Genomic DNA, 16,633 nt, shown 5'->3' on the forward strand with positions numbered 1-16,633 from the left:
GCACCGGAGCCGGGGGTCCCGCCGGAGGCCGAGGCGTCCGGCGGGACGGACGGGGCAGACCTGTCCCGCTTCCTTGCGACGGGACGGCCGACCGGGGTCAGTCGAAGTAGTCCGGCTGGGTCTGGACGTTCAGCTCGTCCAGCCGCACCCGCTTGGCGGGGTCCGTGCGCCGGTCGCTGATCTTCAGCACGTCGAAGCCCTTGGTGATGTCGTTGGAGTAGATGTGGCCGTTGTAGTAGTACGCCGACCAGGCACCGCCGATGGTCAGTCCGGTGGTGGACAGCGGTCCGCGCTCGAAGAAGGCGATCTCCTTCGGGTTCGAGGAGTCGGTGAAGTCCCAGACCGAGACGCCGCCCTGGTACCAGGCCTGGACCATCAGGTCCTTGCCCTTGACCGGGATCAGCGAGCCGTTGTGGGCGACGCAGTTCTCGGTGGCCGCCTGGTGGCGGGGGATCTTGTAGTAGCTGCGGAAGATCAGCTTGCGCTGGTCGCCCTTGCCGACGATGTCGTAGATGCCGTCCGCGCCGCGGTTCGGGCCGATCTCGGCGTTGCAGGTGGCCGCGCCGCCGCCACCCAGCTCGTCGGTGAAGACGACCTTGTTCGCCTTCTGGTTGAAGGTCGCCGAGTGCCAGAACGCGAAGTTGACGTTGTCCTGGACCCGGTCGATGACCCTCGGGTTCGCCGGGTCCTCGATGGAGAACAGGATGCCGTCACCCATGCAGGCACCGGCGGCCAGGTCCTTCTCCGGCAGCACGGTGATGTCGTGGCAGCCGGTGGTCTTGGACACGCCCGGGTTGGTGGGCGAGCCCGGGTTGCCGCCGCCGTCCGGGCCCTCGCCCGGGAAGAGCACGGGGAAGTTCACGACCGCCGCCCGCTCGGGGGCCTTGCGCGGCACCTTGATGACGGAGATGCCGTCGTGCGGGGGCTGGCAGTCGGGGTAGGTGGCGTTCGGCGAGTACGAGGAGACGTACACGTAGACGTTCCTGCGCTCGGGTACCAGGGTGTGGGTGTGCGAGCCGCAGGCGGTCTCGACGGCGGCGACGTACTTCGGGTTCCTCTTGTCGCTGATGTCGAAGATCTTCATGCCCTCCCAGGAGGACTTCTCGGTCGCGGGCTGCGTGGTGCTGTTGCAACTGCTGTCGCTGCGCGAGGAGTCGGTGGAGAGGAAGAGCAGGTCGCCGGAGACGGAGATGTCGTTCTGCGAGCCCGGGCAGAGCACCTGCGCGACGGTCTTCGGCGCCCTGGGGTCGGTGATGTCGAAGATGCGGAAACCGTCGTAGTTGCCGGCGAAGGCGTACCGGCCCTGGAAGGCCAGGTCCGAGTTGAAGCCCGGAAGTACGTCCTTGGGGATGTTGGCGAGGTGTTCGATGTTGTCGGAGTGGACGATCTCGTCCTGTCCGGGTATCTCGCCGTCGGCGATCGCATCGGCCGCCCGGGCCCGCGCCTCCTGCGACACCTGGCGTTCCGCGGCCGGGCCGTCCCCGGGGTCGGGGGTGGCGGCCGCGGGGACGGCCGTCAGGAGTGCCGCGAGGAGTCCGGCACAGGCCGCGACGACACCCAGTCGTCTGTGCCGCGTTCGGGGATGGTTTAACAGGGTCACTGCAACCTCCATTGTCGCCGTTCACGGGGGAACGGTTCACGGTCCTCCGAAGTATCGCCTTCATCATGCACAGATCAAAGATGGGTAATGCGTTCGTCATGAATCCCGCCGGTGATCGATGCGAGGATCCATGAGTGTCAGTCAGGTTCGTCAACTCCCCCGCACCAGGAGGTCGTTGTGTTCAGAAGCCGGGCGCCCCTCGCTACCGCGCTGCTCGTGATCGCCCTCGCCGGCTGTGACGCGGACACCGGCAACAGGTCCGCTGACGGCGGCGGACCTTCGGTGATCGTCCCCGGCGCGCCGGGCGAGGAGAACCGCACGCTCTCCGCCGGCGAGGCGGCCGCTCAGCGCGCCGACGACGACACCCCCAACTCGGCCGACGTGTCGTACGCCCGGATGATGATCCAGCATCACACCCAGGCCCTGGAGATGACCGGGCTCGTCCCGGACCGCGCCCGGTCGGGGGACCTCAAACGCCTCGCCCTGCGTATCTCCGCGGCCCAAGGCCCCGAGATCGAGGCCATGCGGGGCTGGCTGAAGACACACGGCGAGACGGAGGCCGGGGATGCCGGGGGCCACCAGCACACCGGGATGCCGGGAATGGCGACCGAGGCCCGGTTGAAGGAGTTGCGGGCGGCCCGCGGCGCGGACTTCGACGCCCTCTTCCTCACCCTGATGATCACTCACCACGAGGGAGCCATCACCATGGCCACCGACGTCAAGGCGCAGGGCAACAACCTGCTGATCGAGGAGATGGCCGATGACGTGGTGGCCCAGCAGACCAGCGAGATCACCCGCATGCGCGCGATGCGATAGGGCCTGTCGTCTTTTGGATCCTGTCGTTCGGATCATGTGGCGGGACGCGGGGCAGGGCACCGATCGGCATCTTCCCCCCGAGTGTCCACCGCTCGTCGATTCCGTGCGGCGCGGGCATCCGCCCGGTGTGCGGGGCCCGCGAGCTGCGCCTACCGTGGCTCGCATGGGCGATGCGGTGGAACTCGAAGTGGCCGGCAGGAGTGTTCGTCTGTCCAGCCCGGACAAGATCTTCTTCCCGGAGCGCGGGTTCACGAAGCTGGACCTCGCCCAGTACTACCTCGCGGTCGGCGACGGCATCCTGCGTGCCCTCCGCGACCGTCCCACCACGCTGGAGCGCTACCCGGACGGGGTGACCGGCGAGTCCTTCTTCCAGAAGCGGGCGCCCAAGAACATGCCCGACTGGATCCCGACCGCCCGCATCACCTTCCCCAGCGGCCGCAGCGCCGACGAGATGTGCCCCACCGAGCCCGCCGCCGTGCTGTGGGCCGCGCAGTTCGGCACGCTCACCTTCCATCCGTGGCCGGTCCGCCGTGACGACGTCGACCGCCCCGACGAACTGCGCATCGACCTCGACCCGCAGCCCGGCACGGACTACGCGGACGCGGTACGCGCCGCCCACGAACTGCGCGAGGTCCTGCACGAGTACGGCGGTCTGCGGGGCTGGCCCAAGACCTCCGGGGGCCGCGGACTGCATGTCTTCGTGCCGATCCAGCCGCGCTGGACCTTCACCCAGGTGCGCCGGGCCGCCATCGCCGTCGGGCGCGAGCTCGAACGCCGTATGCCCGATCAGGTCACCACCGCCTGGTGGAAGGAGGAGCGAGGCGAGAAGATCTTCGTGGACTACAACCAGACCGCTCGCGACCGCACCATGGCCTCCGCCTATTCGGTACGGCCCCGCCCGCACGCCCCGGTCTCCGCGCCGCTGCGCTGGGACGAGGTGCAGGACGCCAGGCCCCGGGACTTCGACCTGGCGACCATGCCGGGCCGCTTCGCCGAACTCGGCGATGTGCACGCCGACATGGACGACCACGCCTTCTCCCTGGAGGCACTGCTGGAACTCGCCGACCGCGACGAGCACGACCACGGCCTCGGCGACCTCCCGTACCCGCCCGATTACCCGAAGATGCCGGACGAGCCCAAGCGGGTGCAGCCGAGCCGCGCGAAGCACGAGGACGCAGCGTCGCAGGACAGGTGATTCCCCGGGCGGCCCCCGTCCGGGCGGCCGCACCCGGCTGTCCGGGACCCTTTCCCGTCCGGGCCGGACGGCGCCGACTCCCGTGACGGCGGGGCGACTTCGGCCGCTGCGCACGCGAACCCGTCCGGGCGCCCGCGCCATCGGCCCGCGCGTCGGCGGCCGCGGGGCGGATTCGGCGGTAGACCGGTCGCACGGGGCCCCGACTCCCGCCCCGACTCCCGCCCCGGGTCAGGGAACGGGCCGGCACTCTCGCCGCCGAGGCGCCCTTCGGCGGGGTCGGTTCGAGCCGTTCTCGGTGATCGGGGAGCACTTCCACAGAGCGAGCGGCCACGCGGCTATCCTGATCCGCATCCGCCGAGGAGGTGCCCTGAGGTGACCGAGACAGTGTCGCGCCCCACGCTGGAGGCTGTGGCAGCGCGGGCCGGGGTCTCCCGGGCCACCGTGTCACGGGTCGTGAACGGTGGGGACGGGGTCCGTGAACCGCTCGTCGAGCGCGTGCGCCGGGCCGTCGAGGAACTCGGGTACGTTCCGAACCAGGCCGCCCGCAGCCTCGTCACCCGGCGCCACGACGCGGTCGCCGTCGTGATCGCCGAGCCGGAGACCAGGGTCTTCGCCGACCCCTTCTTCGCACTCCAGCTCCGCGGCATCAGCAAGGAACTGACAGCCAACGACTCCCAGCTCGTCCTGCTGCTCACGGAAGGTCGCGACGACCACGCCCGCGTCGCCCGCTACCTCGCCGGCGGCCACGTCGACGGCGCGCTCGTCTTCTCGCTGCACCTCGACGACCCGCTGCCGGGCCTGATCCACGGCGCGGGTGTGCCGACCGTGTTCGGCGGACGGCCCGGCTGGGGCGACGGCGTCCGCGAAGCCGTCTACGTCGACTGCGACAACCGCGGCGGAGCCCGCCAGGCCGTTCGCCACCTGATCGGACTCGGGCGGACGCGCATCGCCCACATCACCGGGGCCCTCGACCAGACGTCCGCGGTCGACCGGCTCGACGGCTTCCGGGACGTCATGGCCGACGCCGATCCGGCGTTCGTCGCGCAGGGCGACTTCACCCCCGCCGGCGGCGAACGCGCGATGCGGGAACTGCTGGAGCGCCGCCCGGACCTGGACGCGGTGTTCGTGGCGAACGACCTGTCGGCGCTCGGCGCGCTGCGCGTGCTGCGTGAGCACGGCCGACGGGTGCCCGAGGACGTGGCCGTGATCGGCTTCGACGACATGCTGCCGATCGCCGAACAGTCGGATCCGCCCCTGACGACGGTGCGTCAGGACATAGAGGAGATGGGCCGGTTGATGGCCCGGCTGCTGATCCGCGGGCTGGAGGGCAGGGCGGGGGCCGAGGACACGGCGCCCGAGGCCTCCGGAGTGGTCCTGCCGACGACGGTGGTGCGACGGGCCTCGGCCTAGGGCTTCTCGGACAATTCCCGTCCGCCCTTCGGGCGACGACGCGAATTGTCCGACAGCTCTGGGACCGAAGCCCCCTCGGCACGGGGCTGACGGGCTGCGGTCCCACGCAGGTCCGCCGGCCGGGGCGTCAGCTCTGCTGCGGTGCGCTCTTGATCACCGCGAGGCGTGCCCCGTACGGATCGGCGAGCTTGGCGATACGGCCGACGCCCTCCATGTCCGTGGCGGGCATCCGGACCGTACCGCCGAGTTCCTGGGTCTTGGCGACCACGGCGTCCGTGTCGGGGACCTCGATGTACGGCAGCCAGTACGCGCCGGTTTTCGCCTCGACCGGATCGTCGGCGAGCGGGACGAGGCCGCCGAACATGCCCTCCTCCTCGGTTCCCGCGGGGTTGACACAGGTGTACGTCCCGCCAGGGAACTCGGCCGCCGAAGTGTTCCACCCGAAGACCGAGTCGTAGAACGCGGCGGCCGCAGCGATGTCCGGGGTGCAGAGCTCGACCCAGCACAGGGAACCCGGGTCGCCGGCCAGGCCCAGGCCCTCGGTCCGGCCGGGCTGCCAGACGCCGAAGGTCACGCCCGCCTGATCGGCGAACATGGCCACGTGCCCCTCGCCCATCACGTCCATGGGCGGCATGAGCACCGTGCCCTTGGCGTGCTCGACCGCCTTGGCGGTGGCCTCGGCGTCCGTGGTCCGGAAGTAGACGTTCCAGGACGGCGGACCCTGCTCGGCGGTGATCTGCATGGCCCCGGCCACGGTCTTGCCGTCGACCTGGAGGAAGCCGTAGCCACCGGCGTCGGGCCCCGCCGACCGGAACTGCCAGCCGAAGAGGCCTCCGTAGAAGGCGATGGCACCCTCGATGTCGGCCGTGGCGACATCCAGCCAGTTCGGGGAGCCGTTGACGAAGCGGGTGGTGAGCATGATTGCCCTCCTTTGAGGGGTCCCGTTGCCTTTGGTGCCGAGTCTTCCACCGCCTACTGACAATCGCCGTGGAGAAGTGCAAACCGCCCGGATCGACGGCGCCCGTCACTTAAGGTGTCCACAGCGCTTCGTATTGTCGCAGGGTCCTCCCGCGCGCCGCCGTGCCCGAGGCCTCCCCGCGGGGCCATCATCGAGGCCGCCGGGAGCCTTGGTACGTCGCGTTGATCCTGCGTTGATCGAACGTTTTTCGCCGTCGGGCAGGCTCTTGGCCATGTACTCGGTAACCATCACTCCGTCCGACCTCGCCTGGCAGGAGCAGGCGTTGTGCGCGCAGACGGGGGCGGACTTCTTCTTTCCCGATCCGGGCAGCTCGGTGCGCGAGGCGAAGCGCATCTGCGGGATGTGCGAGATGCGTCCCGCGTGCCTCGACTACGCGCTGAGCAACGACGAACGTTTCGGCGTGTGGGGCGGACTCTCCGAGAAGGAGCGTCTCGGCCTGCGACGCGCCCTGGAGTGACACGAGCCCCCGCGCGGCGTCGGCCGCGCGGGGGCTCGGAGACCGGGTCCCGGGGCGCCCGTGGGCGCACCGGGGAGAGCGGCGCCCCGAAGGCCGGGGCGGCCGTTCTCGTGGGAGGGGCTACGCCGTGGCGCGGGCCGCCATCCGCGCCTTGCGGGCGGCGAGCTTCTCGTCGAACTTCGAGGCTTCGGAGTCGAGGCCGCCCATGAAGTAGCCGAGCTCCTCCTGCGCCTTGAGGCCCTCGGGGCCGAGGCCGCCGATCTCCAGGACCTTGAGGTGACGCAGCACCGGCTGGAGCACGTCGTCGTGGTGGATGCGCAGGTTGTAGATCTCGCCGATGGCCATCTGCGCGGCCATGCGCTCGAAGCCGGGCATGCCGTGACCGGGCATCCGGAAGTTGACGACGACGTCGCGGCAGGCCTGCATGGTCAGGTCGGGGGCGAGCTCGAACGACGCCTTCAGGAGGTTGCGGTAGAAGACCATGTGCAGGTTCTCGTCGGTCGCGATGCGCGCCAGCATGCGGTCGCAGACCGGGTCGCCCGACTGGTGACCGGTGTTGCGGTGCGAGACGCGGGTCGCCAGCTCCTGGAACGCGACGTACGCGACCGAGTGCAGCATCGAGTGGCGGTTGTCCGACTCGAAGCCCTCGCTCATGTGCTGCATCCGGAACGCTTCGAGCTTGTCCGGGTCCACCGCGCGCGAGGCGAGCAGGTAGTCGCGCATCACGATGCCGTGCCGGCCCTCCTCCGCCGTCCAGCGGTGCACCCAGGTGCCCCAGGCGCCGTCACGGCCGAAGAGGGACGCGATCTCGTGGTGGTAGCTCGGGAGGTTGTCCTCGGTGAGCAGGTTCACGACGAGCGCGATCCGGCCGATCTCGGTGACCTTGGACTGCTCCTTGTCCCAGGCCTCGCCGTCCTCGAAGAGCCCGGGGAAGTTGCGGGCGTCGCTGAAGGGCACGTACTCGTGCGGCATCCAGTCCTTGGCCACCTTCAGGTGACGGTTCAGCTCGGTCTCGACGACTTCCTCCAGCGCGTACAGCAGACGAGCGTCGGTCCAGGCTGCTGCCGGGCTGCCGAGGTCGGGGGAAGTGATCGTCACGGGTGCTCCAGGGAGGGACGGGACAACGAGCGGAAAACCAAACCTACGGCATCGTAGGCTACGTCTCCGTAGGTTACGTCTCCGTAGGTTAAGAAGCCTGTAAAGGTCTCTGATCAGCGGTGTTACAGGCGCGGGCACCCCGCTTTCCGGCGCATCCCGGAGGGGCCCGGGGGCGTCGAGGGCCCGGGGCCGTACCGATGGTTGGCTCACTCGGTCAGACGTACAGCTCCCGTAGCCGCACCGAGAGGCATGTCACACAGCCCTCGAGCTTCTCGAACTCGCCGATGTCCACCACGACCGGTTCGTGGCCCAGGCCGGCGAGCAACTCGGCGGTCTTCGGGGCGGACGACGCCATCAGCAGCTTGCCGCCGCCCAGGAGCACCACGTGCGCCCCGGACTCCTCCGGCACCGCCAGGAAGCGGGGGAAGAGCGAGGGGGTGTCCACGAGCGGCTCGTGCCCGATCACCGTCCCGTCCGGCAGCGCGGTGACCGCCGACTTCAGATGCAGCACCTTGCTGACGGGAACGGCGACGACCCGCGCCCCGAGCGGTTCGAAGACCGCGCGCAACTGCTGGACCCCGGCCGCGTTCGTCCGGCCTCCGCGGCCCACATAGATGGTGTCGCCCACCTTCAGGATGTCGCCCCCGTCGAGGGTGCCCGGATCCCAGATCCAGTTCACCGAGCAGCCGAGGCGCGCCACGGCCTCCTCCACCCCCGGGGTCTCGGCGCGGCGGGACTCGGCGCCCGGGCGGGCGATGAGGGCGACGTTGCGGAAGACGACGACGGCGTCCTCGACGAACACCGAGTCCGGACAGTCCTCGGCCGGGTCCACCTCCACGGTCTCCCAGCCATGGGTGCGCAGTGCCTCGGTGTACGCCTCCCACTGCTCGACCGCGAGACCGACATCCACCGCCGTGCGTTCCACGTGCGTCACCAGCCCCTCGGCGAGGCGGGGGCCGGGCCTGCGTACGAGCGCTTTCTGACTGGGCACGGGCGGGTCTCCGAATCGGCTGGGGGTGTCGGCGCAACATCATGCAGCGCGGGTCGCGCGCGCAAAAGCCCCCCGGCCTGACGCCGGGCACCGCCCACCCCCGACGCTAGGCCGCCCCCGCCCATCGCACTATGAGGAATACCCGACAGTTTCCGGAGCGATTTCTTTCAGTTCTCCTCCTTCCAGCAACAGTCGTCGCGTGATGCCGATCGACTCCAGGAACGGCAGGTCGTGGCTGGCGACGATCAGGGCCCCTTCGTACGACTCCAGGGCCGTGGTGAGCCGGCGGACGCTCGCCATGTCGAGGTTGTTCGTCGGCTCGTCGAGCAACAGGAGCTGCGGGGCGGGGTCGGCCAGCATCAGGGCCGCGAGCGCCGCGCGGAAGCGTTCGCCGCCGGAGAGCGTCGCCGCCTGCTGGTCGGCCTTCGCCCCCTTGAACAGGAAGCGGGCGAGGCGGGCCCGGATCCGGTTGTCGGTGGCGGCCGGCGCGTAGCGGGCCACGTTCTCGGCCACGCTCAGATCGTCGTCCAGGACGTCGAGCCGCTGCGGCAGGAAGCGCAGGGGCACATGGGCGTACGCCTCGCCGGACACGGGGTCCAGCTCCCCGGCGATCGTGCGCAGGAGTGTCGTCTTGCCCGCTCCGTTGCGCCCGACGATCGCGACGCGTTCGGGTCCGCGAAGATCGAACACGCCGTTCACCCGCGAGCCGTGCTGCAGTTCCAGCCGGTCGAGGGTGAGGACGGTGCGCCCCGGCGGCACGGCCGTGTACGGCAGGTCGATCCGGATCAGATCGTCGTCGCGTACGGCCTCCACCGCCTCGTCGAGACGCTCCTTCGCCTCGCCGAGCCTGCCCTCGTGCAGGAGCCGGTGCTTGCCCGCGGACTCCTGGGCCGACCGCTTGCGCGCGCCCATGACGATCTTCGGCTCGCGCTTCTGCTCGGCCATCTTCTGCCCGTACCGCCTGCGCCGGGCCAACTTGACCTGAGCGTCGATCAGTTCGCGTTTCTGCTTCTTCAGATCGGACTCGGCGACGCGCACCATGCGCTCCGCCGCCTCCTGTTCGGCGGCGAGCGCCTCCTCGTACGCGGAGAAGTTCCCGCCGTACCAGCTGACCTCGCCGGAGTGCAGATCGGCGATCTGGTCGGCCAGGTCGAGGAGTTCGCGGTCGTGGCTGACCACGACCATGACCCCGGACCAGGCCTCCACGGCCGCGTACAGCCGTCGTCGCGCGTACAGGTCGAGGTTGTTGGTGGGCTCGTCGAGCAGGAGCACGTCGGGCCGGCGCAGCAGGAGCGCGGCCAGCCGCAGCAGCACCGACTCGCCACCGGACACCTCACCGACCGTGCGGTCGAGGTCGATGTGTCCGAGGCCGAGTTCGCCGAGGGTCGCGCGGGCCCGCTCCTCGACGTCCCAGTCGTCGCCGACGACGTCGAAGTGCTCCTCGGACACGTCACCCGCCTCGATCGCGTGCAGGGCGGCGCGGACCGCGCGGATGCCGAGTGCCTCGTCGACCCGCAGCGCGGTGTCGAGGGTGACGTTCTGTGGCAGATGACCGACCTCGCCCGCGACCCGGACGGAGCCGTCCGCCGGGGTGAGTTCTCCGGCGATCAGCTTCAACAGGGTTGATTTACCGGATCCGTTGACGCCGACGAGTCCGGTGACGCCCGGTCCGAAGGCGACCTGGAGACCGTCGAAGACATCGGTGCCGTCGGGCCAGGCGAAGGACAGGGAGGAGCAGGTGATGGAGGTGGGGAACGTTGACATGAGGGCCTCGCGATTGCTGGATGCGGTCGGGGGTACGCGTACGGGACACCGCGAGGCGACGACGATCCAGTTCGGAGGAGAGCGAGAAGAAGGCTCCGCACCCAAGGACGGCTCGAACGCCGAGGTCGCACGCTGCGCACACACGGGTCCGACAGGACCGGACGGGTGTGACGCGGTGTCTCAGACCTCAGACGAGCAACGTCCTTCTCCATTCGACGGCAACAGAACCGCTAAACACCGTAGGGGCGGTCCTGAGGGCTGTCAAAGGATTAACGCGCCCCACCGACGAACCGAGGAGACCTCGTGCCGAACGGCCCGCTCTCGTTGCCCGCCCGGCTCTACCTCCTGGCGTGGGACACCACGAAACGGAGCATCACCGGATCCACCCACCTCCACCACCTGGTGCGCGCCGGCGCCCTCACCGAACTCGCCCAGCGCGGCCTCCTCGTCGACGACGACGGCATCGTCACCCCCGTCGACGCCGACTCCCGGACCGGGGACGTCGTACTCGACGGACTCCTGGAACTCGTGTCGGAGTCCCGGCCCCGCGGGTGGAAGCCGTGGGTCACCTCACGGGCCCGGGTCACCCTGGACGCCGTCCGCGCCCAGCTCGCCGCCGACGGATATCTGCGCGCGGAGCGCAAGCGGGTGCTCGGGATCTTCCCGTCCGTCGAGTACGAGCTGGACCGGGTGCCCGTGGTGGAGGCCCTGCGCGGGCAGGCGCGCGAGGTGCTGGAGGGACCGGTGCCCGTCGCCGACGTCGGTGACCGCGACGCGGCACTCGTCGCCCTGGCCACCGCGGCCGAGCTCCGCACCTTCGCCTCGCCCAAGGAGCGGGCGCTTCACAGGGCCCGCATCGACGAGCTCACCGAACGCGGCGGAGCGGCGGCCCCCGCCCTGAGGAAGGTCATCCAGGACGTCCGTACGGCGGTGGTCGTGGCGGCCGCGACGGCCTCCGCCAAGGCGGCCACGGCGACCACCACGGCGAACTGAGCCGACGGGGCCGAGGTATGCCCCGGGAAGCACGGGTTCCCGGGGCGTCGTGCCGCCCGGCAAGGAGTCCCCGTCGAGAGGCGGCCGGACGCCCCGCGACGGGGACCCCTTGAGGCACGTCCCCGCGACGAGGACCCGTTCGGGCGCGCCGCCCGGCAACGGGATCCGGAGGCGTTGCGCCGCCCGGCGGGAGGTCCCGGGACGGTGGCGCGCCCTCACGTACATGTCGGTTTCCTGCCAGCTCCCTCCGGGCCGGCCGTGCTTGGGTTGCCCCATGACCCGTACCGAGCGACTCCGTGACTCCGCCCTCGCCTTCCGCGCCCTGCACGTGCCCGGCCGCCCCCTCGTCCTGGCGAACGCCTGGGACGCGGTGAGCGCGCGGATCGTCGAGGAGGAAGGCGCCGCGGCGGTGGCGACGACCAGCGCGGGCCTCGCCTGGGCCCTGGGCGTGGCGGACGGCGACCGGCTGGACAGGGACGACTCGCTCGCGGCCGTCGCGCGGATCGCCGCCGTGGTCCGGGTACCGGTCAGCGCGGACATCGAGAGCGGGTACGCGTCCGACGTCCGGGGCGTGGGGGACACCGTCCGCGCGGTGCTCGCGGCGGGCGCGGTGGGCGTGAACATCGAGGACGCCCTCTACGGGGAGGGAGCCGGGCCACTGCGTCCGCGGGCGGAGCAGGCGGAGCGCATCGCGGCGGTCCGCGCGGCCGCCGACGCGGCGGAGGTGCCCCTTTTCGTCAACGCCCGCGTCGACACCTTCCTGCGCGGCGCGGGCGGGGTGGAGGAGACCCTGGAGAGGGCTGCCGCCTTCCTGGCCGCGGGCGCCGACGGCGTCTTCGTGCCGGGAACCGTCGATCCGGCGACCGTGAAGGCGCTCGTCGAGGGCATCGAAGGCCCGGTGAACATCCTGGTGGGCCCCGGGGCGCCGTCCGTGGACGAGCTGGCCGCACTCGGCGTGGCCCGGATCAGCGCGGGGTCGAGCATCGCGGCGGCCGCGCACGCCCTGGTCCGGCGCGCCGCGCGGGAGCTGCTGGGCAAGGGGACCTGCGAGACCCTGATCGGAGGGTTCGACTACGCCGGCCTCAACGCCCTGATGGGACGCGCGGATTCAACGTCCTGATGGGACGCGCGGCCTCAACGCCCTGATGGACGCGCCGGCCGACCGCACCCGCGCCGCTTCAGCAGGTGCCCCGCATGAGCTCCTCCAGATCGCGGTCCAGGTCCACCTGGAGGTGCTCCAGACCGACCGGCACCAGCTCGGTGGTCTGCTGGAGGAAGTTCCGCACCTCACCCGAGCGCACATGGATCACGGCGGTGCCCTCGGGAGCGTGGAACTCCAGCACGGTGCGGTCGAAGCCGTACGGCCGCACCCGCACGTCGCCGTGCCCCACCGGGTCCTCGAGGCCCGACACGAGCAGTTCGCGGGCGAAGGTCCAGCAGACCTCGATGCCTTCGAGCGTGGCGGGGGCCGGGAAGGTCATGCGGACGGCGAACGGGTCGGTCCGGTCGTAGTGGAGCGTGGCCGGAATGCTCGGCATCCGCGGCGCGGCGGCGACGAGGCGGGCCTCTACGGGCTGCTCGATGACGGTGGACAACGCCTTGCTCCCTTGTGACGGCTGGACGAACTCCGGGCGGATGAAGCCGGTCAATTGAAGAGACGGAAGAATGACCCGGCGCGTGCACCTCTGACCCGAGTGACCTCTGTCACCGAGGTGATGCACCGAGAGATCCACTTTCTCCGATCCAGGTGATCCTTTCCGTTTCGCACTCACCCGACACCGAAGAGGACACCCCGGCGGCCCCCGAGGTTCCCGCCGGAGGCCATCTGGACGCGATCGGGGGAGTGCACTAGCTTCCCCCGCCATGAGGGCCTTGGGGAAGACGCGACGCACGAGGCGAACGGCAGGCATGGGACCGGCGGTGGCCGCACTCGCCGCGGCGCTCGTGGTGGCGGCACCGGCGGTGGCGGCGCCGGCACCGCCGCACGACACGGCACGGACCCCGCACTGGGCGTTCAAGGACAGCGGCACGGACGCGCGCCTGCGGGGGCTGTCGGCCGTCAGCAGGGACACCGCGTGGGTGGCCGGTTCGAAGGGCACCGTGCTGCGCACCACCGACGGCGGCGCGCTCTGGCGGAACGTATCGCCGCCCGGCGCCGCGGACCTGGAGTTCCGCGACATCGAGGCGTTCGACGCGCGGCGTGCCGTGGTCCTGGCCATCGGCGAGGGCGAGGCCTCCCGCGTCTACCGGACCGAGGACGGCGGTGCCACCTGGACCGAGTCCTTCCGCAACACCGACGCCAAGGCCTTCTACGACTGCCTCACCTTCCTCGACCGGCGGCACGGCCTGGCGATGAGCGACCCGGTGGACGGCAGGTTCCGCATCCTGTCGACCGGCGACGGAGGCCGCACCTGGAAGGTGCTGCCGAGCGACGGGATGCCCGCCGCGCTGGACGGCGAGGCGGGCTTCGCCGCGAGTGGCCAGTGTCTGGTCGGTTCGGGGCCCCACGATGTGTGGCTGGCCACGGGAGGGGGCGCACGCGCGCGTGTGCTGCACTCCGCGGACCGCGGACTGACCTGGACCGCCACCGACACCCCGGTCCCCGCGGGCGACCCGGCGCGCGGCGTCTTCGCCCTCGCCTTCCGTGACCGCGTCCACGGACTCGCGGTGGGCGGCGACTACCGCGCCGACCAGGCCTCACCGAGGGCCGCGGCGCTGACCCCCGACGGCGGACGTAGCTGGACCGGCGCGGACCGGCCCCCGCCCGCCTACCGCTCCGGCGTCACCTGGCTGCCGCACAGCCGCACCGCCGCCCTCGCGGTCGGCCCCACCGGAACCGACCTGACCACCGACGGCGGCCGCACCTGGCGCACCCTCGGCACCGGCTCGTACGACACCGTGGACTGCACCCCGGACCTGGGCTGCTGGGCCTCCGGCGAGAAGGGACGGGTCGCGCGGCTGGAGCGCTGAGGCGTCCCGTGCCGTCCCGTGCGGTCTCCTGCCGTCCTGTGCCGTCTCTTGCGGTCTTCTCCCTTCCTGTGCCGTGCCGTTGGGGCATGTGCACCGCGAGCGGGCGGCGACGATCAGCCCCGGCGAGCCGTGTTCACGGCCGTTTCCCGCGAGGGGCGTTCGGCCAGGTAACCCGTGGTCGTCCGTCCTTCGACGAGAGGGCTGATCAGCCACGCCGCTGCCACCGGCGACGCTTCGGCTCGCGCGGCTGGGCACGCCGGTGCGGGTGACCTCACCGAGGACGACAGCCTGATCGCGTGCGGGCAGCTTCCCGGTACCGACGTCGTGGCCCGGCAGATAGGCCGTGACCGGGTTCGGACCGAGGCGCGCGATGTCCTCCAGCCCGGCTGCGATGCCGTCGGTGATCTCGTCGGTCGTCCAGATGTCCTAGGGTGCCGTCGGCATCGTGACGTGCCGCCTGACGAGTTCGTACGACCTCAAGCGGTCGGCCAACGCGTGGACGGGCGTCACCAGCATGAGCTCGTCCGCACCCGTCAGGTCGACCAGATCCGTCAGGTGCCGGGCGACCGTCTCGGGTGCGCCGTGTGCCTGGTGCGCACGGAAGCCCGCCAGCGCCTGCGCCTCTTCCGCGGTGAAGGAGTGAGCCGCTGCTTCCGCGGGTGTGGGGAAGGGGATGTCACCTCGGCCCTTGAGGAGTCCGGCCTTGACGACGTCCATGGGGCCGGCGAGCCAGGAAGCCTCCTTCTCCGTCTCGGCGCACACCGTCTCCACGCAGATCAGCACGCGCGGGCGCGCGCACCAGCGGGAGGGGGAGAAACACCCGCGGTAGTGGCTGAGCGCGGCCAGGGTGTTGTCCGGGCGAATGTGATGGGCGAAGGCGATCGGCAGTCCGAGTTCCCCGGCGAGCGCGGCACCGGCTGTGCTCGAAGCCAGCAGCCACGGCTCCGGGAGCGGACCGAGCGCGACCTCGTCCACCAAGTGGCGCAGCGTCGAGGAGACATCGTCGCGGTACTCGTCGTCGGTCGTCGGCCCGGCCCCACGACGCAGGGCCCGCGCCGTGGACTCGTCGAAGGTTCCCGGGCCACGGCCGATGCCCAGGTCGATCCGTCCCTCGTGCAGCGCGGACAGCGTGCCGAACTGCTCGGCCAGCATGATCGGGGCGTGGTTGGGGGCGAGGACACCCCCGGAGCCGAGCCGTATGGACGACGTCAACGCGGCTGCGTGGGCGGTCAGAACGACGGGCGGGAACGCTCCGATGGCCGGAGAGTGATGGTGTTCGGCGTACCAGAGACGCAGATATCCGAGGTCCTCGATGCGCCGGGCGAACGCGGCGGTGTCGCGCAGCGTGTCTGCGGCCCGGGTGCCTGTCTGGACCATGGCCACTTCGAGCGCGCTGAGCGGAACAGTGATCATTCGGTCAGTATAGGAATCGCCCGTCAGTATCAAATGCCTTTGCTTGCAAGGAAGTTTCGGGACCGGCCGGCTTGTCGGAGCGCGCACACCCGCAGGTGTCTTCAGGCGGCCCGTAGAGCTGCCGGGCTGGTTCAGGCCCAGCCGGAACGGCTTGAGTCGGCCCCGGACGGCTCGTCCGCATGCCCGCGGAGAAGGAGGGCCACGGACCCTGTCGCCGTGGACGTCGATCAGTCATTAGGCTCGTCCGCATCATGACGATCGTGAGGATTCCCGCGGGCTGGCCCGTCACCGAGGAACAAGCCCGCGCCGTGCAGGACGAGTTGCGCGAGCGCGTGGTGCTCGACGAGCCGGGCCCGCCGCCCGGCACCGGCCGGGTGACGGGTGTCGACGTCGCCTATGACGACGAGCGGGACGTGGTGGTCGCGGCGGCCGTCGTCCTCGACGCGGCGACCCTCGACGTCGTGGCGGAGGCCACCGCCGTGGGCCGCGTCTCCTTCCCGTACGTCCCCGGACTGCTCGCCTTCCGCGAGATCCCGACCGTCCTGGCCGCGCTGGAGGCCCTGCCCTGCCCGCCCGGCCTGGTCGTCTGCGACGGATACGGACGCGCCCACCCGCGCCGTTTCGGCCTCGCCAGTCACCTCGGCGTCCTCACCGGGCTCCCCACGATCGGGGTCGCCAAGAACCCGTTCACCTTCTCCTACGAGGAGCCGGGCGCCCGGCGCGGCAGCGCCTCACCGCTGCTCGCGGGTACCGAGGAGGTGGGTCGCGCCGTGCGCACCCAGGACGGGATCAAGCCCGTGTTCGTGTCCGTCGGCCACCGTGTGGACCTCGGCAACGCCTGCGCCCACACCCTCGCGCTCACCCCGAAGTACCGCCTGCCGGAGTCCACCCGCCGGGCGGACTCCCTGTGCCGGCGGGCACTCCGGCAGGCGACTTCCTGACTCCGC

The 16,633-nt window shown here is 71.1% G+C and carries 15 protein-coding genes; 8 read left to right on the forward strand and 7 right to left on the reverse strand.

Features of this window, described 5'->3' with window-relative positions; translation table 11 throughout:
• Positions 1-97: 97 nt before the first annotated feature.
• Positions 98-1,600 carry an LVIVD repeat-containing protein gene (locus OG410_RS35115; protein WP_329302793.1) on the reverse strand — a complete coding sequence of 501 codons (1,503 nt, stop codon included), beginning with the start codon at positions 1,598-1,600 and terminating at the stop codon, positions 98-100.
• A 177-nt stretch (positions 1,601-1,777) separates the two neighbouring features.
• On the opposite strand from OG410_RS35115, the gene OG410_RS35120 reads away from it, so the two are divergent.
• The 3 genes from OG410_RS35120 to OG410_RS35130 all read left to right on the forward strand — a co-directional run bounded on the left by OG410_RS35120 (position 1,778) and on the right by OG410_RS35130 (position 5,021).
• The gene (locus tag OG410_RS35120; RefSeq protein WP_329302795.1) at positions 1,778-2,416 is read left to right on the forward strand and encodes a DUF305 domain-containing protein; all 639 of its coding nucleotides are present in this window, start codon (positions 1,778-1,780) and stop codon (positions 2,414-2,416) included.
• A 163-nt stretch (positions 2,417-2,579) separates the two neighbouring features.
• Positions 2,580-3,611 (forward strand): non-homologous end-joining DNA ligase, encoded by a 1,032-nt coding sequence (gene ligD / locus OG410_RS35125; RefSeq protein ID WP_329302797.1) that lies wholly within the window; start codon positions 2,580-2,582, stop codon positions 3,609-3,611.
• Positions 3,612-3,983: 372 nt separating this feature from the next.
• Positions 3,984-5,021, forward strand: a complete 1,038-nt coding sequence (locus tag OG410_RS35130; RefSeq protein ID WP_329302799.1) for a LacI family DNA-binding transcriptional regulator — start codon at positions 3,984-3,986, stop codon at positions 5,019-5,021.
• A gap of 127 nt (positions 5,022-5,148) precedes the next feature.
• Here the strand turns inward: OG410_RS35130 and OG410_RS35135 are convergent, their stop codons facing one another.
• Positions 5,149-5,940, reverse strand: a complete 792-nt coding sequence (locus tag OG410_RS35135; protein ID WP_329302801.1) for a VOC family protein — start codon at positions 5,938-5,940, stop codon at positions 5,149-5,151.
• 271 nt (positions 5,941-6,211) lie between these two features.
• Here OG410_RS35135 and OG410_RS35140 point away from each other — a divergent pair, with 271 nt between their 5' ends.
• Positions 6,212-6,457 carry a WhiB family transcriptional regulator gene (locus OG410_RS35140; RefSeq protein ID WP_326784358.1) on the forward strand — a complete coding sequence of 82 codons (246 nt, stop codon included), beginning with the start codon at positions 6,212-6,214 and terminating at the stop codon, positions 6,455-6,457.
• 120 nt (positions 6,458-6,577) lie between these two features.
• Here the strand turns inward: OG410_RS35140 and OG410_RS35145 are convergent, their stop codons facing one another.
• The 3 genes from OG410_RS35145 to OG410_RS35155 all read right to left on the reverse strand — a co-directional run bounded on the left by OG410_RS35145 (position 6,578) and on the right by OG410_RS35155 (position 10,310).
• Positions 6,578-7,555, reverse strand: a complete 978-nt coding sequence (locus tag OG410_RS35145) for an acyl-ACP desaturase (protein ID WP_329302803.1) — start codon at positions 7,553-7,555, stop codon at positions 6,578-6,580.
• Between the two features lie 214 nt (positions 7,556-7,769).
• The gene (gene ddaH / locus OG410_RS35150) at positions 7,770-8,546 is read right to left on the reverse strand and encodes a dimethylargininase (protein ID WP_329302805.1); all 777 of its coding nucleotides are present in this window, start codon (positions 8,544-8,546) and stop codon (positions 7,770-7,772) included.
• Between the two features lie 129 nt (positions 8,547-8,675).
• Positions 8,676-10,310, reverse strand: a complete 1,635-nt coding sequence (locus tag OG410_RS35155; protein ID WP_329302807.1) for an ABC-F family ATP-binding cassette domain-containing protein — start codon at positions 10,308-10,310, stop codon at positions 8,676-8,678.
• A gap of 303 nt (positions 10,311-10,613) precedes the next feature.
• Between OG410_RS35155 and OG410_RS35160 the strand changes: the two genes are divergently transcribed.
• Positions 10,614-11,303 carry a GOLPH3/VPS74 family protein gene (locus tag OG410_RS35160; RefSeq protein WP_329302809.1) on the forward strand — a complete coding sequence of 230 codons (690 nt, stop codon included), beginning with the start codon at positions 10,614-10,616 and terminating at the stop codon, positions 11,301-11,303.
• Positions 11,304-11,577: 274 nt separating this feature from the next.
• Entirely contained in the window at positions 11,578-12,423 is an 846-nt protein-coding gene (locus OG410_RS35165; protein WP_329302811.1) for an isocitrate lyase/PEP mutase family protein, read from the forward strand.
• A 58-nt stretch (positions 12,424-12,481) separates the two neighbouring features.
• Here OG410_RS35165 and OG410_RS35170 read toward each other — a convergent pair whose 3' ends face one another.
• Positions 12,482-12,898: an SsgA family sporulation/cell division regulator gene (locus tag OG410_RS35170; RefSeq protein WP_328674781.1), complete on the reverse strand. Its 417-nt coding sequence runs from the start codon at positions 12,896-12,898 to the stop codon at positions 12,482-12,484.
• A 313-nt stretch (positions 12,899-13,211) separates the two neighbouring features.
• Here OG410_RS35170 and OG410_RS35175 point away from each other — a divergent pair, with 313 nt between their 5' ends.
• Complete coding sequence (locus OG410_RS35175; protein WP_329302813.1) at positions 13,212-14,273, forward strand: oxidoreductase; 1,062 nt, start codon at positions 13,212-13,214, stop codon at positions 14,271-14,273.
• A gap of 426 nt (positions 14,274-14,699) precedes the next feature.
• On the opposite strand, the gene OG410_RS35180 is transcribed toward OG410_RS35175, so the two are convergent.
• Positions 14,700-15,686, reverse strand: a complete 987-nt coding sequence (locus tag OG410_RS35180; RefSeq protein WP_329302815.1) for an LLM class flavin-dependent oxidoreductase — start codon at positions 15,684-15,686, stop codon at positions 14,700-14,702.
• Between the two features lie 251 nt (positions 15,687-15,937).
• On the opposite strand from OG410_RS35180, the gene OG410_RS35185 reads away from it, so the two are divergent.
• A complete protein-coding gene (locus OG410_RS35185; RefSeq protein ID WP_329302817.1) occupies positions 15,938-16,627 on the forward strand; it encodes an endonuclease V in 690 nt (229 codons plus the stop codon).
• Positions 16,628-16,633 lie beyond the last annotated feature (6 nt).

The sequence above is a fragment of the Streptomyces sp. NBC_00659 genome, from assembly GCF_036226925.1.
Lineage (GTDB): Bacteria > Actinomycetota > Actinomycetes > Streptomycetales > Streptomycetaceae > Streptomyces.

What these genes read in the sequence shown, in the direction of transcription:
- ligD (WP_329302797.1), top strand. Translation starts at nt 2,580, where the DNA reads ATGGGCGATGCGGTGGAACTCGAAGTGGCCGGCAGGAGTGTTCGTCTG.
- OG410_RS35135 (WP_329302801.1), bottom strand. Translation starts at nt 5,940, where the DNA reads ATGCTCACCACCCGCTTCGTCAACGGCTCCCCGAACTGGCTGGATGTC.
- OG410_RS35140 (WP_326784358.1), top strand. Translation starts at nt 6,212, where the DNA reads ATGTACTCGGTAACCATCACTCCGTCCGACCTCGCCTGGCAGGAGCAG.
- OG410_RS35155 (WP_329302807.1), bottom strand. Translation starts at nt 10,310, where the DNA reads ATGTCAACGTTCCCCACCTCCATCACCTGCTCCTCCCTGTCCTTCGCC.
- OG410_RS35165 (WP_329302811.1), top strand. Translation starts at nt 11,578, where the DNA reads ATGACCCGTACCGAGCGACTCCGTGACTCCGCCCTCGCCTTCCGCGCC.
- OG410_RS35175 (WP_329302813.1), top strand. Translation starts at nt 13,212, where the DNA reads ATGGGACCGGCGGTGGCCGCACTCGCCGCGGCGCTCGTGGTGGCGGCA.
- OG410_RS35180 (WP_329302815.1), bottom strand. Translation starts at nt 15,686, where the DNA reads ATGATCACTGTTCCGCTCAGCGCGCTCGAAGTGGCCATGGTCCAGACA.
- OG410_RS35185 (WP_329302817.1), top strand. Translation starts at nt 15,938, where the DNA reads ATGACGATCGTGAGGATTCCCGCGGGCTGGCCCGTCACCGAGGAACAA.